Origin of the sequence: Citricoccus parietis (assembly GCF_042433045.1) — a bacterium.
Classification (GTDB): domain Bacteria; phylum Actinomycetota; class Actinomycetes; order Actinomycetales; family Micrococcaceae; genus Citricoccus; species Citricoccus parietis.
The window spans coordinates 117,872-141,341 of sequence record NZ_JBHLWH010000009.1 but is presented as its reverse complement, the minus strand read 5'-3'; the positions used below and the strand labels follow the sequence as shown (position 1 = coordinate 141,341).

The following is a 23,470-nucleotide window of genomic DNA, read 5'->3' as shown; positions in this document are numbered from 1 at the left end:
ATCCGAGAGGACTTCGCATGACCACCGTTGACCAGAACCACACACTGACCGGGACCGGAGTCGACGGCGTCAGTATCCCCGCCGTGGGGTTCGGCACCTGGCCCCTGACCGGGGCGGAGTGCACCGCGTCCGTCCTGCAGGCCCTGGAATTGGGCTATCGGCAGGTGGACACGGCCCAGAACTACGGGAATGAGGACGCGGTCGGTGCTGCCGTCCGCGAGTCCGGCCTGCCACGGGACGAGGTCTTCGTGACCACCAAGTTCAACCGGGAGTCCCATGGCGATGTCGCCACGCTGCGCCGGGCCGCGGAGGCCTCCCTGGAGCGGATGGGACTGGACCACCTGGACCTCCTGCTGATCCACTGGCCCAATCCGGACCAGGATCGGTACGTCCAGACCTGTGAGTCGCTCGCGACGCTCGTGGAGACGGGGCTCATCCGTGCCTGGGGCGTCTCCAACTTCACGCCGGCCCACCTGCACCGCGTGCTCGACGCCGGGCTGGTCCCGCCGGTCAACCAGGTCCAGCTGGACCCCCGGTGCGCCCAGCGTCAGGCCCAGGCGGCCCATGCGGCGGCAGGCGTGCGCACGGCGGCCTACAGCCCGCTGGCCCGCGGGGGCGAGGTCCTGGGCACGCCAGAGGTGACCGGGATCGCCGCCCGGCTGGAGCGGACCCCGGCGCAGGTCGTCCTGCGCTGGCACCTGCAGCAGGGCCGCCTGGTCGTTCCCCGCTCGGCCAACCGCGGGCGCCAGCAGGAGAACCTCGAGGTCTTCGGCTTCGAGCTCACCGCGGAGGACGTGGCGGTCATCGACGCCCTGGACACCGGCGAGGGGCCGCGGCTGGATGCGGACACGTACGGCCACTAGTACGGCCACCAGTGCGGCCACAATACGGCACTGGCACGGATCCCCAGCCGGGAGGTCACCTGAGGTGACGACAGGCAACGGCGCCCCCTTCCTGATGGAAGGGGGCGCCGTCGTCGTGGTGGTGTTGGTGTTGGTGGTGGAGATCCCGGTCAGGGGATCAGGACGGACAGTCCCTCGTCCTTGTCCTTCAGCGCCTGCTTGCGGCGCAGGCGCATCTGGCGCAGCGGGGGCAGCAGGAGTGCTGCGGCCGAGATGGCGAAGAGCACCAGGGCGATGGGGCTGGTGAGGAATCCGGTCCAACCGTCGCCGATCAGGGTGCGCCGCAGGTTGGATTCCGCGAGGGGACCGAGGATCAGGCCGAGGACGGCTGGTCCGGCGGGGAAACCGAAGCGGAGCATGAACAACCCGATCAGGCCCATGATCAGCATGACGAAGACGTCGAAGACCGAGTTGCTGATGGAGTAGGTGCCGACCATGCAGAACACCAGGATGATGATCCAGAGGTACTGGTTCTTCAGCTCCAGCAGCTTCACCATCGACTTCATGCGGACCAGGGACAGGCCCAGCGAGAGCACGGTTGCCACCAGCAGGATCGTTGCCAGGGTGTAGACCAGCGATGGATCGTTGGTGAACAGGGCCGGGCCCGGCTGGATGCCCCAGATCATCATGGAGCCGATCAGGACGGCCATGACCGAGTCGCCCGGCACGCCCAGGGCCATGGTGGTGGTGACGGAACCGCCGAGGGTGGCGGTGGACGAGGTGTCGGCGGAGGTCAGGCCCTCGATGGAGCCCTTGCCGAACTCCTCCTTGCGCTTGGAGAAGCGCTTGGCGTTGTCCCAGGCGATGATGCCGGCGATGTCCCCGCCGACGGCCGGGACCAGGCCCACCACGGACCCGGTGCCGGCGCCGATGCCCATGGGCTTGATCAGCCGGCGGAACATCGCCCGGTCCGGCATCCACTGTCCCAACTGACTGATGGGCTTGTCCTGGACCGCGTTGCGGCGGTGGGTGACCATCTGGTTGAGGACCTCGGCCACACCGAACAGGCCGATGATCACGGGGATGAAGGGCACTCCGCCGTTGAGCTCCAGGATGTCCAGGGTGAAGCGCTGGTCACCGGTGATCGGGTCACGGCCCACGGTGGCCAGCAGCAGGCCGAAGGCGCCGGCGACCAGTCCCTTGAAGATGCGGCCGGAGGAGACGCCGATCATCATCGTCAGTCCGAAGACCACCAGGGCGAACATCTCCGGTGGCCCGAACTGGCGGGCGAGGCCGGCCAGGGGGATGGCGAACAGCGAGAGCACGATGATGCCGATGATCATGCCGAACGCGGAGCCGAAGGCGGAGGCGGTCATCGCCAGGCCCGCCTTCCCCTGCTTGGCCAGGGGGTAGCCGTCGAAGGTGGTCGCGATCGAGGCCGGGGTGCCGGGGGTGTTGATGAGGATGGCCGGTACCCGGTCGCCGAACTGCGCGGCCACGTAGATCGTCAGCAGCACGGCCAGGCCCTGGATGGGATCCATGGTCAGGGTGAAGCCGGAGGCCAGGGCCACGGCCATGGTGGCCGTGACGCCGGGGAACGCGCCGACCAGCATGCCCACGAGCATGCCCAGGCCGATGTACAGCAGGGTGTCCCACTGCAGGACCACGCCGATGCCGTCGGTGACGGCGTTCGCCGCGATGGGCAGGGGCAGTTGCGGCAATTGCGGCAGTTGAGGCAGCTGCGGCAGCTGCGGCAGCTGGAGAAGGAGTTCGGGGATCACAGGGGCACCTTCAAGAGGACGATGAACAAGAGGTGCAGCAGGGCACCGATGATGATCGGGAGGAAGACGAGGACCTTCCAGTTCCGGATGCCGTAGAGCAAGAGCAGCACCACGGTGACGACCATGGTGATCAGCCAGAACTGCAGGACGTTGAACAGCAGCAGGTAACCGATCAGCACGGCGAAGGTCGCCGCCATCCGGCCGATCCCGGTCCAGTTCATGTCCTCGGGGATGTCTGAGGGACGGACCCCGCGCAGCACGTTCGTGAACACCAGCAGGACGCCGAGCCCGATGAGTGCCCAGGCGAGCATGGTCGGCCAGAACCGTGGGCCCAGGGCGTCCCCGCCCCGGTCGGTGATGCCACCGACCAAGACGAGGATCGTGATCCCGAGGCCGATCGACGCGACCACGGGAATCAGTTCCCGCAGCCGGTACGGCAGGTTCTTCAGCAGGACCAGATCCTCCGGATGGTCACCCGGACGTTCCGCGGTCCCGGCAGAAGAACCCATAGTGGAACCGGATGTGGAGCCGGTCGTGGAACCGGTCGTGAAACCAGAAGTGTCAGTCGGGGACACGATTAGCCCTGCTTGGACTTCGCGAGCTCGATCCAGGGGCCGTAGCGCTCTTCCTCGGCCTGGATGAACTCGGTGAACTCCCCGGCCGGAACGGAGACGGGGACCAGGTTGGACTGCTCGATGACGGACTGGTAGTCCTCGTCCTCCGTGGCCGCCACGATGGCGTCCGAGAGGGTCTGGACGACGTCGTCCGGGGTTCCGGCAGGAGCCATCAGCCCCGTGAAGGAGGCGTTCTGCAGGTCGACGCCCTGCTCGGCCGCGGTGGGCACGTCCGGGAATTCCTCCACGCGCTCCTCCGCCAGGACAGCCAGGTAGCGTAGCTCGCCGCCGTCCACCTGGGCCTTCTGGGAGCCCATGGCATCGATGGAGAAGTCCACGTCACCGGCCGCCGCGGCGGCGATCGAGGGGGCGGAGCCGTCATAGGGGACGTTGGTCAGCTCGATGCCGGCCATCTCCTGGAAGCCCTGGGCGGGGTTGTCCCACACGGAACCGACGCCGGGGGATGAGTAGGTGATCTCGCCCGGAGCCGCCTTCGCGGCATCGATCAGGTCCTGCAGCGTCTCGTAGGGGCTGTCCGCCTTGACGGCGATCGCGCCGGGGCCCTCGAGGATCTTGCCGAGGAAGGCGTAGTCGGCCGGGGCGATGTCGTAGTCCATGAACTGGAGGGTGGCCACCTCGGCTCCCAGCATGGAGAGGTTGTAGCCGTCCGGCTCCTGCTCCTTGAGCCAGTTGTAGCCCACGGAGCCGTTCGCGCCGGGGCGGTTCTCCACGATGACGCTGACGCCGAGCTCATCCTCGAGCAGCGGGGCCAGGGTGCGGGCGGAGAGGTCGCCCGAGCCGCCGGCGGCCCAGGGCACGACGAGGCGGATGTCCTCGGTTGGGAACTCGTCGCCTCCGCCTCCGCCTCCGGAGTTCGAGGCGCAACCGGACAGCAGCAGTCCGGCGGCGGCCAGGGTGGCCGCGGAAGTCATCAGGGTGCGTTGTTTCATGTCCGGCTCCTTGGGGGATAACTCGGGGATAAGTCGGGTTAAGACGGGTGCGGTGATGTGCCGTCGGCGTGGGCGGTGATGACGCTCACACCGGCAGGGTGGACAGAAGAATGGCATGAACCGAAAGTGATTGCCAGTCGATTGCCAAAAATTGCGGAAATGAAAGGGCTGTGACGCGGATTTCGTCCCTTGTGGCCCGTCACCAGGCGGATCGGCGAAAAATACATGCTGGACGAATCGCGGCAAAGAGTGGAAAGATCCTGCATGTCCAGTCGGTGCCCTCCGTCCCGGGTGGGACGACGCCGGCACCCTCCACCTCACGCGAAAAGTTGACAACACCATGGATGTTGAACGGGACGATGCCGCTGCGGCGAGGGTTCGCCTTGAAGACGTGGCCCGGGCGGCCGGTGTGGCCCCGTCCACGGCATCCCGCGCGTTCACGCGGCCCGACCGGGTGAACTTCCAGACGGTGGAGCGGGTCATGGATGCGGCCGCCCGGCTGGGATACCGGCGTGAGCCCCCGCGTGCGGCGGCCGTGACCCCGGCCCCCGCCTCTCGCGCGGTGAACCTCCTGGTGCAGGACCTGGCCAACCCCTTCTTCGCTGACCTGCTCAAGGGCGCCGTCAGTCAGGCGCGCTCCGCGGGTTTTCTGGTGACCCTGGGCGATGCCGAGGAGTCCGCCACCATGGAGCGGACGCACCTGGAGCGGTTGACCGGGGATGCGAACGGTGTGGTCGCCGCGGCCCGCTGGACCTCTGATGCCGAGCTGCGGGAGATGGCGCGGCGTCGGCCTCTGGTGCTGTTCAACCGGGAGGTGGCGGGCATCAGCTCCGTGGTGGCCGGGGACGCCGATTCCAGTCGGCATCTGATCGAACACCTGCATGCCCTGGGGCACCGGAAGATCGTGTACTGCGCGGGGCCGCACAATGCGTGGAGCAACGTCCTGCGCCAGAAGGCCCAGGACGAGGTGGCCCAGGCCTTGGGGATCGAGTTGATCACCACGGGGCCGTTCAAACCGCTGATCGGACAGGGTGCCGCCGCGGCTGCCTTGGCCTGGGCTCGGAGGCCGACCGCCATCATCGGCTACAACGACCAGCTGGCCGTCGGCATCCTCCGGCACCTGCTCGCCAACGGTGTGGACGTCCCAGGGGATGTCTCCGTGGTCGGCTACGACAACACCTATGGCTCCGACTTCGTGCATTCGGGTCTGACCTGTGTGGACGCGCCCGTGGAGCAGGCCGGCCGGGCGGCCGTGGACCTGCTGCTGGCCCGCATGGCGGGAGAGCGGACCGTGCACCAGCTCCGGCTGGCTTCGGGGCTACAGGTCCGTGGCTCGACCGGTCCGGCGTCCCCGTCCCCGTCCCCCTCCTCGGCCCCCAACCTGTCCACGGTGCGCCGGTGAGGAGCTGACCATCTGGGGAACCGGACCCGCCCGATTTGGTGAATGGCCGGCGTCGGGCCTAAGATCGGTTGCACCAAAGACCGCCGGTCGGCAGGTACCCGGATGTTCCCTGAACCTCTGGATGCCCGTCCGTAAAGCTCTCCCGATGGAGGCGACCTGCGCAGGTGAAACCGAGCAACGCTTGAAGGATGGCTGGACCCAGGTCCGCCGTGACGTCAACGCCACGCCCTGTGCACCTGCACGGGGCGTTTTTCATTGTCAGGGGGTACCGGCCCCACAGCAATGGAAGGAGTGCCATGGCGACGTCTGAAAAGAACGCTGTTGTGGCGGAGCTGGCGGAACTCTTCCGCACCTCCACCGCAGCAGTATTGACGGAGTACCGTGGTCTCACCGTGGCCGAGCTCAAGCAGCTCCGCCGTGCACTCGGTGAGAATGCGACCTACGCCGTGGTGAAGAACACGCTGACCGAGATTGCGGCCGATCAGGCCGGCGTCGATGCCTTCAAGGGCAAGATGACCGGCCCGTCCGCTATTGCCTTCGTCTCCGGTGATCCGGTGGACGCGGCCAAGGCGATGCGTGACTTTGCCAAGGACCACGAGGCCCTGGTCGTCAAGGGCGGCTACATGGAGGGCCAGTTCCTCGATGAGGCCGGCATGAAGAAGCTGGCGGACCTTGAGTCCCGCGAGGTTCTGCTGGCCAAGCTGGCAGGTGCCATGAAGGGCAACCTGACCAAGGCCGCCTACATGTTCCAGGCCCCCCTCTCGCAGGCTGTCCGCACCGTGGAAGCCCTGCGCGCGAAGGTCGAGGAGCAGGGTGGCGCAGCTGCGCCGGCCGCCGAGTAACACCACCCCGGTCGCTCTTGCGGCCACCCCACACCATCACATCCGTGAAAACTCATCCGTGATCACACGGAAGTAAAGGAGCCCACCATGGCTAAGCTGTCCACCGAAGAGCTGCTCGAGGCCTTCTCCGAGCTGTCCCTCATCGAGCTGTCCGAGTTCGTCAAGGCCTTCGAAGAGAAGTTCGAAGTGACCGCTGCCGCTCCGGTCGCCGCTGCCGGCGCCGCTCCGGCTGCCGCTGCCGCTGAGGCCGAGGAAGAGCAGTCCGAGTTCGACGTGGTCCTCGAGGCCGCCGGCGACAAGAAGATCGGCGTCATCAAGGAGGTCCGTGCACTGACCTCCCTGGGTCTGAAGGAAGCCAAGGACCTCGTCGACTCCGCTCCGAAGGCCGTCCTGGAGGGCGTTAACAAGGAGACTGCCGACAAGGCCAAGGAGCAGCTCGAGGGCGCCGGCGCCACCGTCACCCTCAAGTGATGACGGCGGCTTGAGCCGCTGTTCGTCTCTTCCAGTCTGGTCCCATCCGACCCGCTCATGCGGGAAGGGTGGGGCCGTTCTGCTTTAATGCCGGTTCAGCAATTCCGGTTCAGCAACCCCGGCTCAGTCCTGTTCTCATCGGATTCCCAGCAACCGCCCAGATTGGGTTCGTAAGGTAACGAAATCATAAAGGACGGGATGCAAGCAGAGTCCGACGCGCGGGGGACGGGAACCAGAGCGTGGCGCGGCTCGGTACGTGAGGGAGGGCGTCGACCCATGGTCGCGACGACGGAACTGCCGCGGATCGAGGTAGACCAGCAGGTTGGTCACCAGGCAGATCAACAGGTTGGTCAGCAGGTAAGTCAGCGGACAGACCACCAGGTAGGTCGCCGGGCACAGGACCAGACGGCCGATCGGCCCCGCCCCCGCCTCGCCCTGCTGGACGGGCTCCGACTGGTCGCCGCCCTCGCCGTGGTGCTCTTCCACTGGACCGCCTGGCACCACGATCATTGGGGCCGCCACGGGGAACCGGCCGCCGAGGCGTGGCCGTGGTTGAGCCAGTTCAGCTCCGTCGGGGCGCTCGGCGTGCAGCTCTTCTTCATCATCTCCGGCTTCGTGATCCTGCTCTCCTCCTATGGGAAGTCGCCGGCGAGGTTTATCGGTTCCCGGGTGGGGCGTCTCTACCCGGCCTACTGGGTCGCGGTGCTGGCCACCTCCACGCTGACCTTCGTCCTCTGGCCGGAGATGGGAACCCAGCGGTCGCCGGCGGACATCCCGGCGAACCTGACGATGTTCCAGGGCGGCCTCGGCGTCGGGCATATCGACGGGGTCTACTGGACCCTGTGGGTGGAGATGAAGTTCTACCTCTGGATCCTCGCGTTCACCCTGATCGGCATGACGGTGGGCCGGGTGCTCGTGTTCGCCTTCGCGTGGCCGATCCTCGGCAATGCGCTGTACTTCGGCCTGCATGCCGCCGGCCAGCCCATAGGCTGGGTGGAGCACGTGTTCTTCCCCCAGTACTCGGCCCTGTTCGCCGGCGGGATGGCACTGTTCCTGCTGTTCAAATTCGGCCATACCCCGCTGCGGTGGGCGGCCTTCGTGCTGAACGCGGGTGCCGGCAGCCTGTGGTCCGCCCGGGCCCAGCAGGCCGAGACGGTTAAGCTCACCGGCTACGACTACCCCTTCTGGGCCTTCGTCGCCATCGTCGTCGGGCTGTTCGTCCTGGTGGCGCTCATCGTGCTGACCCCCTTGGCCTCGCTCCGGGTGCCGGGGATGACACTGGCCGGACAGCTGACCTATCCGGTCTACCTCCTGCACCAGCTGTGGGGGTGGTGGCTGATCTCCCTGCTCTCGCCGTACCTGCCGCGCGAGGTGGTGCTCGTCCTCACCCTCGCCGCGATCCTGGGTGCCGCGTGGCTGCTGCACCGGTGGGTCGAACGCCCGCTGGGGCCGGGCCTACAGCGAGCGGTGACGGCCGGCGTCGGGACATTGCCGGTGGTGGGGCGGCGACTGGGTCGGGCGCGCACGCCGGTCTCCCGGGGATCCTCTGACGTCCGGCGTTCCTAGCATATTCACAGCCACGGGAACAGGACCGACTGGACTTCGGGCGTGCCGAAAGTTAGTATGGTTCCTTACGTCTCCCCTGAAGTCCACTTTGTCATGCCACCGGTCGTGTCCGGGGGCATCTCGGTGTGGCATTCGGTCTGGCCTTCAAATAGCGGTGGGCCCCGGTGCTGTGGACCAGTGGGGGAGTGCACGGAAGTAAAGACGGTCTGTGGAAGGATCCCTCTTGGTCGCCTCGAGCACCTCAAATACCGAAACCGCTAATTTCCCCGGGGGCGTCTCGCCCCGCTCCGGCGCCAGTGCCGGCCGAATCTCGTTCGCGAAGATTCATGAGCCGCTGGAGGTCCCGGACCTGCTGGCCCTGCAGACCGAGTCGTTCGACCGGCTCGTGGGCAACGAGCGCTGGGCCGAACGGGTGGCCCACGCTCGCGAGATCAACGACGACTCCGTGGCTGTCACGTCCGGCTTCGCGGACATCTTCGAGGAGATCTCCCCGATCGAGGACTTCCAGGGCACCATGTCCCTGTCCTTCACCGATCCGGAGTTCTCGGACCCGAAGATGCCGGTCGACGAGTGCAAGGAGCGCGACACCACGTACGCGGCTCCGCTGTACGTCAAGGCCGAGTTCATGAACAACAACACCGGCGAGATCAAGCAGCAGACGGTGTTCATGGGTGACTTCCCGCTCATGACGGACAAGGGCACCTTCGTGATCAACGGCACCGAGCGTGTCGTCGTGTCCCAGCTCGTCCGCTCGCCCGGTGCCTACTTCGAGCGCACCCCGGACAAGACCAGCGACAAGGACATCTTCACCGCGAAGATCATCCCGTCCCGTGGCGCCTGGTTCGAGCTCGAGGTGGACAAGCGCGACCAGGTCGGCGTCCGCCTCGACCGCAAGCGCAAGCAGCCGGTCACCGTGCTGCTCAAGGCCATGGGCTGGTCCGAGTCCCGCATCCTCGAGGAGTTCGGCCAGTACGACTCCATCCGTGCCACCCTCGAGAAGGACCCCACCGAGGGCCAGAACGAGGCGCTGCTGGACATCTACCGCAAGCTCCGCCCGGGCGAGCCCGCCGCCGTGGACGCCGCGCAGAACCTGCTGAACAACCTGTACTTCACCCCGAAGCGCTATGACCTGGCGAAGGTGGGCCGTTACAAGCTCAACCGCAAGCTGGGCGTGGACATGCCGCTGTCCGATCCGCACGCCTCCGTGCTGACGCAGGACGACATCGTCCAGATGGTCCATTTCATCGTGGCCCTGCACGCCAACGAGAAGACGATCACCGGCAAGCGCGCCGGCGAGGACGTCGAGGTGCGCGTGGAGGTCGACGACATCGACCACTTCGGCAACCGTCGCATCCGCGCCGTGGGCGAGCTGATCGAGAACCAGATCCGCACCGGCCTGTCCCGCATGGAGCGCGTCGTGCGTGAGCGCATGACCACCCAGGACGTCGAGGCGATCACCCCGCAGACCCTGATCAACATCCGCCCCGTGGTGGCCTCGATCAAGGAGTTCTTCGGAACCTCCCAGCTGTCCCAGTTCATGGACCAGAACAACCCGCTGGCGGGCCTGACCCACAAGCGGCGCCTGTCCGCGCTCGGCCCGGGCGGCCTGTCCCGTGACCGTGCCGGCATGGAAGTCCGTGACGTGCACCCGTCGCACTACGGCCGCATGTGCCCCATCGAGACCCCGGAAGGCCCGAACATCGGCCTCATCGGCTCGCTGGCCACGTTCGGGCGCATCAACCCGTTCGGCTTCATCGAGACCCCGTACCGCAAGGTCGTGGAGGGGATCGTCACCGAGCAGGTGGACTACCTCACCGCCGATGACGAGCTGGAAGCCCAGATCGCCCAGGCCAACGCCCCGCTGAACGACGACGGCTCCTTCGCCGAGGACCTCGTGCTCTGCCGCCAACGCGGCGGCGGCGGCGAGCCGGTGCTGTCCACCGTGGACGACATCGACTACATGGACGTCTCCCCGCGCCAGATGGTCTCCGCCGCCACGGCGCTGATCCCGTTCCTCGAGCACGACGACGCCAACCGCGCCCTCATGGGTGCGAACATGCAGCGACAGGCCGTGCCGCTGCTCCAGGCCGAGGCGCCCCTGGTGGGCACCGGCATGGAGAAGTACATCGCCGTCGACGCCGGCGACTCCATCACGGCCGACGCCCCCGGCGTCGTGACCGAGGTGGCGGCGGACATGGTGACCGTCATGAACGACGACGGCACGATGCGCCACTACCCGATCATGAAGTTCGCCCGCTCCAACCAGGGCAACGCCTACAACCAGCGGGTGCGCGTCTCCGAGGGTGACCGCGTGGAGAAGCTGTCCATCATCGCCGACGGCCCCGCCACGGACCACGGCGAGCTGGCGCTCGGCAAGAACCTCCTCGTCGCGTTCATGCCCTGGGAGGGCCTGAACTACGAGGATGCCATCATCCTGTCCCAGCGCATGGTCTCCGAGGACGTGCTCACCTCGATCCACATCGAGGAGCACGAGGTCGACGCCCGTGACACCAAGCTGGGCGCCGAGGAGGTCACCCGGGACATCCCGAACGTCTCCGACGAGGTGCTGGCCCAGCTCGACGAGCGCGGCATCATCCACATCGGTGCCGAGGTCGAGGCCGGGGACATCCTGGTCGGCCGCGTGACCCCGAAGGGCGAGACCGAGCTGACCCCGGAGGAGCGCCTGCTGCGTGCCATCTTCGGCGAGAAGTCCCGCGAAGTGCGTGACACCTCCCTGAAGGTGCCCCACGGCGAGTCCGGCACCGTCATCGGCGTGCGCATCTTCGATCGCGACGAGGACGACGACCTGCCCCCGGGCGTGAACCAGCTGGTCCGCGTGTACGTGGCCCAGAAGCGCAAGATCACCGACGGTGACAAGATGGCCGGCCGCCACGGCAACAAGGGCGTCATCTCCAAGATCCTGCCGATGGAGGACATGCCGTTCCTCGAGGATGGCACCCCGGTGGACATCATCCTGAACCCGCTGGGCGTTCCGGGCCGTATGAACCTGGGCCAGGTCATGGAGCTGCACCTGGGCTGGGCCGCGTCCCGCGGCTGGGACATCCAGGGCGAGCCGGAGTGGATCAAGGACCTGCCGAACTTCCCACGGTCCTCCGGTCCGGTCAACGTCGCCACCCCGGTGTTCGACGGTGCCGAGGCCCACGAGATCGAGGGCCTGCTCGGCCACGTCAACGTCACCCGTGACGGCGACCGCCTGATGGGCACCAACGGCAAGGCCACCCTGTTCGACGGCCGCTCCGGCGAGCCGTTCCCGGACGCGGTCTCCGTGGGCTACATGTACATGCTGAAGCTGCACCACCTGGTGGATGACAAGATCCACGCGCGCTCCACCGGCCCGTACTCCATGATCACGCAGCAGCCGCTGGGTGGTAAGGCACAGTTCGGTGGTCAGCGCTTCGGTGAGATGGAGGTCTGGGCCCTGGAGGCGTACGGCGCTGCCTACACCCTGCAGGAGCTGCTGACCATCAAGTCGGATGACATCCACGGTCGTGTGAAGGTCTACGAGGCCATCGTGAAGGGCGAGAACATCCCGGAGCCGGGCGTTCCCGAGTCCTTCAAGGTCCTCATCAAGGAAATGCAGTCGCTGTGCCTGAACGTGGAGGTCCTCTCCGCCGACGGCACCGCGATTGAAATGCGTGACTCGGAGGATGAAGTCTTCCGGGCCGCCGAGGAACTGGGCATCGACCTGTCCCACAACGAGCCCAGCTCGGTTGAAGAGGTCTGAGCAACACCCGTTCCCCGTCCCACCCCAGACTTCATCAACGTTACGAATCAGGAGTTCAACGGACCATGTCCAACGACAACTCATCATTTGGCCTCATGCGCATTGGCCTCGCGACCGCGGACGAGATCCGCAATTGGTCCTACGGCGAGGTCAGGAAGCCCGAAACCATCAACTACCGCACCCTGAAGCCCGAGAAGGACGGACTCTTCTGCGAGAAGATCTTTGGCCCCACCCGGGACTGGGAGTGCTACTGCGGCAAGTACAAGCGAGTGCGCTTCAAGGGCATCATCTGTGAGCGCTGCGGCGTCGAGGTGACCCGTTCCAAGGTGCGTCGCGACCGGATGGGCCACATCGAGCTGGCCGCCCCGGTCACCCACATCTGGTACTTCAAGGGTGTGCCCTCCCGCCTGGGCTACCTGCTGGATCTGGCCCCGAAGGATCTCGAGAAGATCATCTACTTCGCGGCCTACATGATCACCTCGGTGGACGAGGAGGCACGCCACGCCGACCTGCCCAACCTGCAGGCCGAGCATGACCAGGAGACCCGTCACCTGACGGACACCCGCGATGCCGACATCGCCGCCGTCGCCGGTGACCTGGAGAAGGACCTCGCCAAGCTCGAGTCCGAGGGGGCCAAGGCCGCCGAGAAGAAGAAGGCGCGCGATTCCGCGGACAAGACCATGGCGCAGATCCGCAAGCGGGCCGACGCCGAGCTGGACCGGATGGAGAAGATCTGGGACCGCTTCAAGAACCTCAAGGTCGCCGACCTCGAGGGCGACGAGGGCCTGTTCCGTGCGATGCGTGACAAGTACGGACAGTACTTCGAGGGCTCCATGGGCGCCGAGTCCATCAAGAAGCGCCTGGAGACCTTCGACCTCGAAGCCGAGGCCGAGTTCCTGCGCGAGGTCATCAAGACCGGCAAGGGCCAGCGCAAGACGCGTGCCCTGAAGCGCCTGAAGGTCGTCAACGCGTTCCTCACCACGGACAACTCCCCGCTGGGCATGGTCCTGGACGCCGTCCCGGTGATCCCGCCGGAGCTGCGCCCGATGGTGCAGCTGGACGGTGGCCGCTTCGCGACCTCCGACCTGAACGACCTGTACCGCCGCGTGATCAACCGCAACAACCGCCTGAAGCGACTGCTGGACCTCGGTGCCCCCGAGATCATCGTGAACAACGAGAAGCGCATGCTCCAGGAAGCGGTCGATTCCCTGTTCGACAACGGCCGTCGCGGCCGTCCCGTCACCGGGCCGGGCAACCGTCCGTTGAAGTCGCTCTCCGACATGCTCAAGGGCAAGCAGGGACGCTTCCGGCAGAACCTGCTCGGCAAGCGCGTGGACTACTCCGGCCGTTCCGTGATCGTGGTGGGCCCGCAGCTCAAGCTGCACCAGTGCGGCCTGCCGAAGCAGATGGCCCTGGAGCTCTTCAAGCCCTTCGTGATGAAGCGCCTGGTGGACCTCAACCACGCCCAGAACATCAAGTCCGCCAAGCGGATGGTGGAGCGTTTCCGCCCGCAGGTGTGGGATGTGCTGGAAGAGGTCATCAGCGAGCACCCGGTGCTGCTGAACCGTGCACCCACCCTGCACCGCCTCGGCATCCAGGCCTTCGAGCCGATGCTGGTGGAGGGCAAGGCACTGCAGCTGCACCCGCTGGTCTGTGGCGCCTTCAACGCCGACTTCGACGGTGACCAGATGGCAGTGCACCTGCCGTTGAGCCCCGAGGCGCAGGCCGAGTCGCGACTGCTGATGCTGTCCTCCCACAACATCCTGAAGCCCTCCGACGGCCGCGCTGTGGCCGTTCCGGCCCAGGACATGATCATCGGCCTCAACCACCTCACCACCGTGCGTGAGGACGAGGTCGGCGCCGGGACGGAGTACTCGTCGGTCGCCGAGGCCATCATGGCCTTCGACGCCGGACAGCTGCACCTGAACGCACCGGTCAAGATCACCGTGGACGGCTTCGTCCCGTCTGCCCAGAGCCCGGCCCCCGAGGGCTGGGAAGAGGGCACCTCGGCCGTGCTGGACACGACCCTCGGCGTGGTGCTGTTCAACGAGCTGCTCCCGGTCGACTACCCGTGGCTCTCCACGCAGGCGACCAAGGGCACCCTCGGCGCACTGGTCAACGACCTGGCCGAGCGGTACCCGATGGTGCAGACCGCCGCGACGCTGGACAACCTCAAGGACGCCGGCTTCCACTGGGGCACCTGGTCGGGCGTCACCGTGGCCATCTCGGACATCACCTCGGACTTCGACAAGGCCTCGATCATGGCCGGGTACGAGGACCAGGCACTCAAGGTCCAGGCCCAGTACGAGAAGGGCCTGATCGCTGACGAGGAGCGCCGTTCCGAGCTGATCGACATCTGGAACAAGGCCACCGACGAGGTCGCCGCCGCCATGCAGGCGGGGCTGCCGAAGCTCAACACCATCAACCGCATGGTGACCTCCGGTGCGCGTGGTAACTGGCTGCAGGTCCGGCAGATCGCCGGCATCCGCGGCCTCGTGGCCAACCCGCAGGGCGAGATCATCCCGCGTCCGATCAAGTCCTCCTACCGTGAGGGCCTGTCCGTGCTCGAGTACTTCATCGCCACCCACGGTGCCCGTAAGGGCCTCGCGGACACGGCGCTGAAGACCGCCAACTCGGGTTACCTGACCCGTCGTCTGGTGGACGTGTCCCAGGACGTCATCGTCCGCGAAGAGGACTGCGGCACCGAGCGTGGCCTGACCGAGATCATCGGCGTGCCGAACGCCGACGGCGAGCTGGTGCGCCACGAGACCGTGGAGAACTCCTCGTTCGCCCGGACCCTCGCGGTCGATGTCACCTCCGAGGACGGCACCGTGCTGGGCCAGTCCGGCGAGGCTATCGGCGACGTGGCGATCGACGCCTACATCGCCGCAGGTGTCACCGAGATCAAGGTGCGCTCCGTGCTCACCTGTGAGTCCGCCGTCGGGACCTGCGCGAAGTGCTACGGCCGCTCCATGGCCACGGGTCAGCTCGTGGACATCGGCGAGGCCGTGGGCATCATCGCCGCACAGTCCATCGGTGAGCCGGGAACCCAGCTCACCATGCGTACCTTCCACACCGGTGGTGTCGCCTCCGCAGACGACATCACCCAGGGTCTGCCCCGTATCCAAGAGCTCTTCGAGGCCCGCACCCCGAAGGGTGTGGCCCCGATCTCCGAGGTCGCCGGCCGCGTGGTCATCGAGGACGGCGAGAAGCAGCTGCGGCTGGTGCTCACCCCGGACGACGGCTCCGAGGAGATCGCCTACCCGGTGCTGCGCCGTGCGCGTCTGCTGGTGTCCGATGGCGAGCACGTGGGCGTCGGTACCCAGCTGGTCGCCGGTGCCGTGGACCCGAAGCAGGTGCTGCGTGTGCTCGGTCCCCGGGCCGCCCAGAAGTTCCTGGTCCAGGAGGTCCAGGACGTGTACCAGTCCCAGGGTGTGGGCATCCACGACAAGCACGTGGAGGTCATCGTCCGCCAGATGCTGCGCCGCATCACCGTCATCGAGTCGGGCGAGACCGACCTGCTGCCGGGCGAGCTGACGGACCGCGCCCGCTTCACCGCCGCGAACCGCAAGGCCGTGGCGGAGGGCCGCCAGCCGGCCTCCGGTCGTGACGAACTCATGGGCATCACCAAGGCCTCGCTCGCCACCGACTCGTGGCTGTCCGCCGCATCCTTCCAGGAGACCACCCGCGTCCTGACGCAGGCGGCCATGGAGGGCAAATCGGATCCGCTGCTGGGCCTGAAGGAGAACGTGATCATCGGCAAGCTGATCCCGGCCGGCACCGGCCTGGATCGCTACACCAAGGTCAACGTCGAGCCCACCGAGGAGGCCAAGGCCAACCTGTTCACCGGGCCGGCCGGCTTCGCGGACTTCGACTACCCGGGCCTGGATTCCTCGGCCACGCCGGAGTTCCACGCGATCTCGCTGGACGACTACGGCATGGGCGGCGACTTCCGCGGCTGATCGCTGAGCCAGCACATCGCTGAGCCAGCACATCGCTGAATCAGCACACACAGAGTGGCCTGATCCCGTCTCACCAGACGGGGCCAGGTCACTCTGTGCGTTAAGGCCCGGTGGATCTTCCCGACGCCGGCGTGACAGGCTGGGTGCCATGGTCACCCAGAGATATGCTCCACTGTCCGGCACCAACACCAACACCAACACCAACACCGGAACCGGAACCGGCGGCGCCGGCACCAGCAACGCACGCCCGGCGGTCCAGATCCCCCTGATCGGGCTCGGTACCTGGCCGATGACCGGCGCCGAGTGCAGCGAGGCGGTGACGAGCGCGCTGGAGGCCGGATACCGGCACGTGGACACGGCCGAGAACTACCGGAACGAGGACGCGGTGGGGCGCGCCGTCGTCGGCTCCGGGATCAGCCGGGATGAGGTCTTCGTGACCTCCAAGTTCAACCGGGAGTGGCATGGGCCCGTGGACACGGTGCGCGCCGGCCTCGAGGCCGGGCTCGAGCGGACGGGGCTGGACTACTTCGACCTGTACCTGGTGCACTGGCCGAACCCGGGACTGGACCGCTATGTGCAGGCGTGCGAGTCGCTGGCCGAGCTGACGGAGTCCGGACTCATCCGGTCCTGGGGCGTCTCCAACTTCAAGCCCGCGCACCTGCAACGGGTGCTGGAGGCGGGACTGGTGCCGAGCGTCAACCAGATCCACTGCCAGCCGATCGATGCCCAGGCAGACGTGCAGGAGGCTAACACCGCGGCCGGAGTCCTGACGGCGGCTTACACCCCGATCGGGCGGGGGAGTGAGTTGCTCGACCGCCCCGAGATCACCACGATCGCCTCACGGCTGGGGCGGACGCCAGCGCAGGTGGTGCTGCGCTGGCACGTGCAGCAGGGGCGGATCGCCATCCCGAAGTCGGCCGACCCACAGCGGCAGCGGGAGAACCTGGACGTGTTCTCCTTCGAACTGGCCGCAGATGAGATGGCGGCGCTCGACGGACTCGATGCCGGCGTCCCCTCGGAGACCCGCCAGGACGCGGACGAGTTCGGGCACTGACAGGGGTGTGCAGGGGTGTGCAGGGGTGTGCTGCGCCGGGGCGTTCAGCCCCGGCGGGACATGTACAGGTTGAAGCCGCGGGCCAGCACCCGGTTCACGGGGTAGTCCCACTCGCCGAGCGTCTGCACCACGTCGGCCCCCATAGTCGTCTTGAACCGGGTCAGCCCCGCCAGCTCGTACTCCGGGTCCAGTGACGGGCTCATCCCGCCGAGGTCGTACCAGGTGCACCCGGCGGCGAGGGAGTCCTGGATCTGACGCAACTGCAGGGCACGCGGGGCGTAGCGCTTGCGTTCCTCTGAGGACGAGGCCCCGTAGACGTACCACCCGAACTGGCCCTGGCGGACGTAGATGGCGGCGGCCAGCAGTTGCTCGCCGAAGTGGGCCAGGTACAGGGTGCACTCGGTGTCCATTGCGCTGTCCCCGGAGCCACCGGAGCCACCCGAGCCCGCGGAGTTCAACTCGGTGAACATGCGCTGGAAGTAGGCGAGCGGACGCCCGGTGAAGCCGTCACGCGCCGCGGTCTCCTCGTAGAGGGCCTGCCACGCCGGCAGGTCCTCGACCGTGCCCACGGACACCGTGAGTTCGGACCGGGTCGACTTGCGGGTCTGCCGGCGGGAGGTCGAGTCCATCCGGTTCAGCGCAGCCTCCAGGGCGGGGGACTCACCGTTCTTGTTGGGCTCAGCCTTGGTGCCATCAGGCGCGATGTCCAGCTCCGGCTGCAGCGGGATGCGTGCCTGGAACTGGGGCTGCCCGGCCTCGAATTCCTCCGACTCGGATGGAGCCTGCCAGCCCAAGGCCAGGAGGCGGGAACGAACGTCCTCGGCGGCGGGGTCGGTGTGGAGGGGCGTGAGGTCGGTGACCGAGCGGTGCGTGCCGGCGGCCAGGGCCTTGCGGACCTCGGATCCGTCCCAGCGGTTGACGACGCCCGGCAGGCCCACGCGGACGAGGAACGCGCCCCGGGACTTGAGGTACTGCACCAGCGGGACGAGGACGGACTCCAACTGGACGGCGGAGGAGTCGAACACCGGTCCCTCGGCGACGTAGGCGAGGGAGCGCTTCTTCAGCACCGGGACCGGGACGGGCAGCCCGCGGAACAGCACCAGGGCCGTGGCCTTGAGGCTGTGGCCGTCGAAGAAACCCAGGGAGTCCCCGCGCCAGTCGATCTTGACCCCGGGCCACTGCGGGTTCTGGAGGAAGGAGGCCCTGGGGTGATCCGCCAGGAACCGCCCATGGTCTGCGGGAGTGATCCGCCGGACGGTCAGGGGCCGGGAGTCCTGGCCGGAGGGGGTGGGGGAACCGAACGGGGAAGCTAGATCAGGCACGGTCCCCACCCTAGCCGCCGGTAGCATCGAAGCCATGGAAGACCCCGCTGCCTCCTCGGCCAAGCCATCAGCCAGCCCGTCAGTCATTCCCACGGAGCAGCCCTTCGTGCCGGTGATCACCGGGGGAGACGTGGGCGCGTACTCCCTGGCCCGGGAGTTCCACGAGGCCTACGGCGTGATCTCCGCGGTGGTCCCGACGTCCCTGAACCGCAACCTGAAGCACTCCGCCATCCTGGAGGCGTTCCCGGCCGGGCCCATGACGGAGGAGCAGTCCGTCATCGACGCGCTCGTGCGGGTCGCCGGGCGATTGCGCGGGGAACCCCGCCGACCGCTGTTGCTGCTGGCCAGCTATGACCACCTCGTGCGCTTCGCCGTACGCCACCGCGAGACCCTCGAGGCCGCCGGCTACACCGTTCCCTATCCGGATGAGGACGCCCTGGACGCGGCAGCCCTCAAGGAGAACTTCTACGCGCTGTGCGAGCAGCACGGGGTGCCGTATCCGAGGACCGCCACCTACGACGCCGGCTCCCACACCCCCGAGGCCGCGCGCCGGTTCGCTGCCGGACTGGGCCTGACGTACCCCGTGATCCTCAAGGCCGGCGACGGCGGGGCGTGGGCGGACATCCGCTTCGAGGGCCGGCGCAAGGTGCACATCATCGAGGGCACCGACACAGGCACCGGGGGAAGTGACACCGACCCAGGCTTCGGGGGAGGCGGAGCCGCCGAGGTGGAGGCCCTCCTCGGCAAGGCCAGCGCGGCCGGCTATCGAGGAGCCTTGATCGTCCAGGAGATGGTGCCCGGGCCGGACTCCCAGCTGGGTATCGCCACGTTCTTCCGTGACCGCACCGGTTCCACCCGGCTCGTCTCCTACGGAGAGGTCATCGTCGAGGACCATGCCCCCGGCCTGGAGGGCAACGCGCGAGCGGTGCTGGCCTCCGCACACCCGGTGATCGCGGACCAGGGCATCACCCTGATGGAGGCGCTCGACTGGCACGGTTTCGCGATGTTCGACACCAAGATCGACCCCCGCACCGGCGTGGCCCAGTTCCTGGAGATGAACCCACGGCTGGGCCGGAACCACTACTACCTCACGGCTGCCGGGGAGAACCCGGCCCCATACCTGGTGGAGGAGTACCTGAACCTGGACCTCAAGACGGACCTGCGACTGGACGAGGGGCGGGTGACCACCACCGGTCCCGCCCTCATCACCACCATCCCGCTCTCCTTGGTGGATCAGTACGCCACCGACGCGCAACGGCAGCGCATCCGGCAGGCGAAGCGGGCCGGGCGGGTCGTGCGTCCCTTCTCCTACCCCGCGGACCGCGACCTGCGGCGCGAGCTCTATCTCCGCGCCGCCGAGCTGAAGGCACGTCGGGTGTTCCGTAACCACCCGGCTCCCCGGGATTAGCCGGGCCGGCCCCTTCTCTGCCCGTCCCTTCTGTTCGACCCCCTCTCCACCCGGCCCCACCCTCTCCACCCGACCTCACCTTCTCCACCGGTCCCACCCTCTCCACCGGCCCCACCCTCTCGCCGGCCCTCAGTTTCACCGCTGCCCCCGGGGGGTGGTAGGCTGGTCTCAATTGTTTTTGTGTGGCAATAGGGACACAGTCCGGGTTGCGGGGTTCTTGCGCAGCGAATGCCACACTTTTGCACGCCTGCGGTCGTTCTCGCTGAACCCCCCGGGTGCGAAGAAACGACCATCAGCAGTCCAGGTTGACGCGGGCCCGTCCTGTGCGCCCGCCGGGCTGGAAGCAGGACAGCTGTGAGAGCAGCCAACCTGGAACCGAACAACGGAGAGACCAAGAGTGCCTACGATTCAGCAGCTGGTCCGCAAGGGCCGCTCACCGAAGGTCGTCAAGACCAAGGCCCCTGCACTGCAGGGGAACCCCATGCGCCGTGGCGTGTGCACCCGTGTGTACACCACCACCCCGAAGAAGCCGAACTCCGCACTGCGCAAGGTGGCACGTGTCCGCCTCAACGGCGGCATCGAAGTCACCGCCTACATTCCGGGCGAGGGCCACAACCTGCAGGAGCACTCCATCGTGCTCGTGCGCGGCGGTCGTGTGAAGGACCTCCCGGGCGTCCGCTACAAGATCGTCCGTGGCGCCTTGGACACCCAGGGTGTCAAGGGCCGCGGCCAGGCCCGCAGCCGCTACGGCGCGAAGAAGGAGAAGAAGTAATGCCACGTAAGGGTCCTGCGCCGAAGCGCCCCCTCGTCGTCGACCCGGTCTACGGGTCCCCGCTGGTCACCCAGCTGATCAACAAGGTGCTGGTGGACGGCAAGAAGTCCACCGCCGAGCACATCGTCTACGGTGCCCTCGAGGGTACTCGTGACAAGGGCGGCGCCGATCCGGTGGCCACCCTCAAGAAGGCCATGGACAACGTCCGCCCGGCCCTCGAGGTCCGCTCCCGCCGCGTCGGCGGCGCCACCTACCAGGTGCCCGTCGAGGTCAAGCCGGGGCGTTCCACCGCGCTGGCCCTGCGTTGGCTCGTGGGCTACTCCAAGGCCCGTCGCGAGAAGACGATGACCGAGCGCCTCATGAACGAGATCCTCGACGCGTCGAACGGTCTCGGTGCCGCGGTCAAGCGCCGCGAGGACACCCACAAGATGGCCGAGTCCAACAAGGCATTCGCCCACTACCGCTGGTGATTCTCGTGCGCCCGGAAACCGTTACGGCGGTTTCCGGGCGCCGTGCCGCCTGCACTCGCTGCCGGCACCGGCTACCGGCATCACTACAGGACCCACCCACCAACCTTAGGGAGACACCGTGGCACAGGACGTGCTGACCGACCTCAAAAAGGTCCGCAACATCGGCATCATGGCGCATATCGATGCTGGCAAGACCACCACCACCGAGCGCATCCTCTTCTACACGGGCGTCAACCACAAGTTGGGCGAGACCCACGACGGCGCCTCCACCACGGACTGGATGGAGCAGGAGAAGGAACGCGGCATCACCATCACCTCCGCCGCGGTGACCTGCTTCTGGGACGACAACCAGATCAACATCATCGACACCCCGGGCCACGTCGACTTCACCGTCGAGGTGGAGCGTTCCCTGCGCGTGCTCGATGGCGCCGTTGCCGTGTTCGATGGCAAGGAAGGCGTGGAGCCGCAGTCCGAGACCGTGTGGCGCCAGGCTGACAAGTACAACGTGCCCCGCATCTGCTTCGTCAACAAGATGGACAAGCTCGGCGCCGACTTCTACTACACCGTCGACACCATCGTGTCCCGCCTCGGCGCCAAGCCGCTCGTGATGCAGCTGCCGATCGGTGCCGAGAACGACTTCGTCGGCGTCGTCGACCTGCTGTCCATGAAGGCGCTCGTCTGGGAGGGCGACGCCAAGGGCGACGTCACCATGGGTGCCGCCTACGAGACCCGCGAGATCCCGGCCGACCTCCAGGAGAAGGCCGAGCAGTACCGCGCCCAGCTCATCGAGGCCGTGGCCGACACCTCCGAGGAACTCATGATGAAGTACCTCGAGGGTGAGGAGATCTCCAACGAGGAGATCCAGGCAGGCGTGCGCCACCTGACCATCAACGCCGAGGCCTACCCGGTCTTCTGTGGTTCCGCGTTCAAGAACCGTGGTGTGCAGCCGATGCTGGACGCCGTGGTCTCCTACCTGCCGAACCCCATGGACGCCGGGGCCATCACCGGCCTCGACGTGAAGGACGAGGAGAAGGAACTGACCCGCGAGCCCTCGAAGGACGGTCCGTTCGCGGCCCTGGCCTTCAAGATCGCCGCGCACCCGTTCTTCGGTCAGCTGACCTTCATCCGCGTGTACTCCGGGCGCTTGAACCCCGGTGACCAGATCCTGAACTCCACCAAGGGGAAGAAGGAGCGCATCGGCAAGCTGTTCCAGATGCACGCGAACAAGGAGAACCCGGTCGAGGAGGTCGTGGCGGGTCACATCTACGCCGTGATCGGCCTCAAGGACACCACCACCGGTGACACCTTGTGCTCCATCAGCGATCCGATCATCCTCGAGTCCATGTCCTTCCCGGAGCCCGTGATCTCCGTGGCCATCGAGCCGAAGACCAAGGGCGACCAGGAGAAGCTCTCCACCGCCATCCAGAAGCTCGTCGCCGAGGACCCCACGTTCACCGTGAACCTCGACGATGAGACCGGCCAGACCGTCATCGGCGGCATGGGCGAGTTGCACCTGGACGTCTTCGTGGACCGCATGCGCCGCGAGTTCAGGGTGGAGGCCAACGTGGGCAAGCCCCAGGTGGCCTACCGCGAGACCATCAAGAAGAAGGTCGACAAGGTCGACTACACGCACAAGAAGCAGACCGGTGGCTCCGGCCAGTTCGCCAAGGTGCAGATGGCCTTCGAGCCGATGGACACCTCCGAGGGCGAGTTCTACGAGTTCGTCAACGCCGTCACCGGCGGTCGCATCCCGCGCGAGTACATCCCCTCCGTGGACGCCGGCATCCAGGACGCCATGCAGTTCGGCATCCTGGCCGGCTACCCCATGGTCGGCGTGAAGGCGACCCTCCTGGACGGCGCCTACCACGATGTCGACTCCTCGGAAATGGCGTTCAAGCTCGCCGGCTCCATGGTCTACAAAGAGGGCATGCGCCGGGCCAACCCGGTCATCCTCGAGCCGCTGATGGCCGTGGAGGTCCGCACCCCGGAGGAGTACATGGGCGATGTCATCGGCGACTTGAACTCCCGCCGTGGCCAGATCCAGTCCATGGAGGACGCGCAGGGTGTCAAGGTCGTCAAGGCCAACGTCCCGCTGTCCGAGATGTTCGGCTACATCGGCGACCTGCGGTCCAAGACCCAGGGTCGTGCCGTGTACTCGATGACGTTCGACTCCTACGCCGAGGTCCCGAAGGCCGTGGCCGACGAGATCATCCAGAAGAACAGCGGCGAATAGTCAGCTGTCACAGAACGTGTCCGGAAGGGTGGCGGA

Annotated in this window: 16 protein-coding genes; 12 read left to right on the top strand and 4 right to left on the bottom strand. The window is 67.1% G+C overall.

What is annotated here, in order from left to right:
• Window positions 1-17 precede the first annotated feature (17 nt).
• Window positions 18-863, top strand: coding sequence for an aldo/keto reductase (locus tag ACFFIO_RS03040; RefSeq protein ID WP_378040127.1), 846 nt, complete (start codon window positions 18-20; stop codon window positions 861-863).
• A 149-nt stretch (window positions 864-1,012) separates the two neighbouring features.
• On the opposite strand, the gene ACFFIO_RS03035 is transcribed toward ACFFIO_RS03040, so the two are convergent.
• The 3 genes from ACFFIO_RS03035 to ACFFIO_RS03025 form a co-directional block, all read right to left on the bottom strand.
• Window positions 1,013-2,623 carry a tripartite tricarboxylate transporter permease gene (locus tag ACFFIO_RS03035; RefSeq protein WP_378040126.1) on the bottom strand — a complete coding sequence of 537 codons (1,611 nt, stop codon included), beginning with the start codon at window positions 2,621-2,623 and terminating at the stop codon, window positions 1,013-1,015.
• Window positions 2,620-3,132, bottom strand: coding sequence for a tripartite tricarboxylate transporter TctB family protein (locus ACFFIO_RS03030; RefSeq protein WP_378040125.1), 513 nt, complete (start codon window positions 3,130-3,132; stop codon window positions 2,620-2,622). The genes ACFFIO_RS03035 and ACFFIO_RS03030 overlap by 4 nt, the downstream gene beginning before the upstream one ends.
• A 68-nt stretch (window positions 3,133-3,200) precedes the next feature.
• On the bottom strand, window positions 3,201-4,187 hold the full coding sequence (locus ACFFIO_RS03025; RefSeq protein WP_378040124.1) for a tripartite tricarboxylate transporter substrate binding protein: 987 nt from the start codon (window positions 4,185-4,187) through the stop codon (window positions 3,201-3,203).
• Window positions 4,188-4,527: 340 nt separating this feature from the next.
• On the opposite strand from ACFFIO_RS03025, the gene ACFFIO_RS03020 reads away from it, so the two are divergent.
• The 7 genes from ACFFIO_RS03020 to ACFFIO_RS02990 all read left to right on the top strand — a co-directional run bounded on the left by ACFFIO_RS03020 (window position 4,528) and on the right by ACFFIO_RS02990 (window position 17,229).
• Window positions 4,528-5,589, top strand: coding sequence for a LacI family DNA-binding transcriptional regulator (locus tag ACFFIO_RS03020; RefSeq protein WP_378040123.1), 1,062 nt, complete (start codon window positions 4,528-4,530; stop codon window positions 5,587-5,589).
• 296 nt (window positions 5,590-5,885) lie between these two features.
• Window positions 5,886-6,431: a 50S ribosomal protein L10 gene (gene rplJ, locus ACFFIO_RS03015; protein WP_378040122.1), complete on the top strand. Its 546-nt coding sequence runs from the start codon at window positions 5,886-5,888 to the stop codon at window positions 6,429-6,431.
• 87 nt (window positions 6,432-6,518) lie between these two features.
• On the top strand, window positions 6,519-6,902 hold the full coding sequence (rplL, locus tag ACFFIO_RS03010; protein ID WP_378040121.1) for a 50S ribosomal protein L7/L12: 384 nt from the start codon (window positions 6,519-6,521) through the stop codon (window positions 6,900-6,902).
• Between the two features lie 276 nt (window positions 6,903-7,178).
• A complete protein-coding gene (locus ACFFIO_RS03005; protein ID WP_378040120.1) occupies window positions 7,179-8,468 on the top strand; it encodes an acyltransferase family protein in 1,290 nt (429 codons plus the stop codon).
• A gap of 223 nt (window positions 8,469-8,691) precedes the next feature.
• Window positions 8,692-12,213: a DNA-directed RNA polymerase subunit beta gene (gene rpoB, locus ACFFIO_RS03000; protein ID WP_378040119.1), complete on the top strand. Its 3,522-nt coding sequence runs from the start codon at window positions 8,692-8,694 to the stop codon at window positions 12,211-12,213.
• A gap of 65 nt (window positions 12,214-12,278) precedes the next feature.
• Window positions 12,279-16,175: a DNA-directed RNA polymerase subunit beta' gene (locus ACFFIO_RS02995; protein ID WP_378040118.1), complete on the top strand. Its 3,897-nt coding sequence runs from the start codon at window positions 12,279-12,281 to the stop codon at window positions 16,173-16,175.
• 148 nt (window positions 16,176-16,323) lie between these two features.
• Entirely contained in the window at window positions 16,324-17,229 is a 906-nt protein-coding gene (locus tag ACFFIO_RS02990; protein WP_378040117.1) for an aldo/keto reductase, read from the top strand.
• A gap of 44 nt (window positions 17,230-17,273) precedes the next feature.
• Here the strand turns inward: ACFFIO_RS02990 and ACFFIO_RS02985 are convergent, their stop codons facing one another.
• Entirely contained in the window at window positions 17,274-18,551 is a 1,278-nt protein-coding gene (locus tag ACFFIO_RS02985; protein ID WP_378040116.1) for a lipid II:glycine glycyltransferase FemX, read from the bottom strand.
• Window positions 18,552-18,585: 34 nt separating this feature from the next.
• Here ACFFIO_RS02985 and ACFFIO_RS02980 point away from each other — a divergent pair, with 34 nt between their 5' ends.
• The 4 genes from ACFFIO_RS02980 (at window position 18,586) to fusA (ending at window position 23,434) form a co-directional block, all read left to right on the top strand.
• Window positions 18,586-19,959 carry a carboxylate--amine ligase gene (locus ACFFIO_RS02980; protein ID WP_378040115.1) on the top strand — a complete coding sequence of 458 codons (1,374 nt, stop codon included), beginning with the start codon at window positions 18,586-18,588 and terminating at the stop codon, window positions 19,957-19,959.
• A gap of 397 nt (window positions 19,960-20,356) precedes the next feature.
• The gene (rpsL, locus tag ACFFIO_RS02975) at window positions 20,357-20,731 is read left to right on the top strand and encodes a 30S ribosomal protein S12 (RefSeq protein WP_091692838.1); all 375 of its coding nucleotides are present in this window, start codon (window positions 20,357-20,359) and stop codon (window positions 20,729-20,731) included.
• Window positions 20,731-21,201 (top strand): 30S ribosomal protein S7, encoded by a 471-nt coding sequence (rpsG, locus tag ACFFIO_RS02970; RefSeq protein WP_115931898.1) that lies wholly within the window; start codon window positions 20,731-20,733, stop codon window positions 21,199-21,201. Before rpsL ends, rpsG begins: the two co-directional genes overlap by 1 nt.
• Window positions 21,202-21,319: 118 nt before the next feature.
• Window positions 21,320-23,434, top strand: a complete 2,115-nt coding sequence (fusA, locus tag ACFFIO_RS02965; RefSeq protein ID WP_378040114.1) for an elongation factor G — start codon at window positions 21,320-21,322, stop codon at window positions 23,432-23,434.
• The last annotated feature ends 36 nt before the right edge of the window (window positions 23,435-23,470 follow it).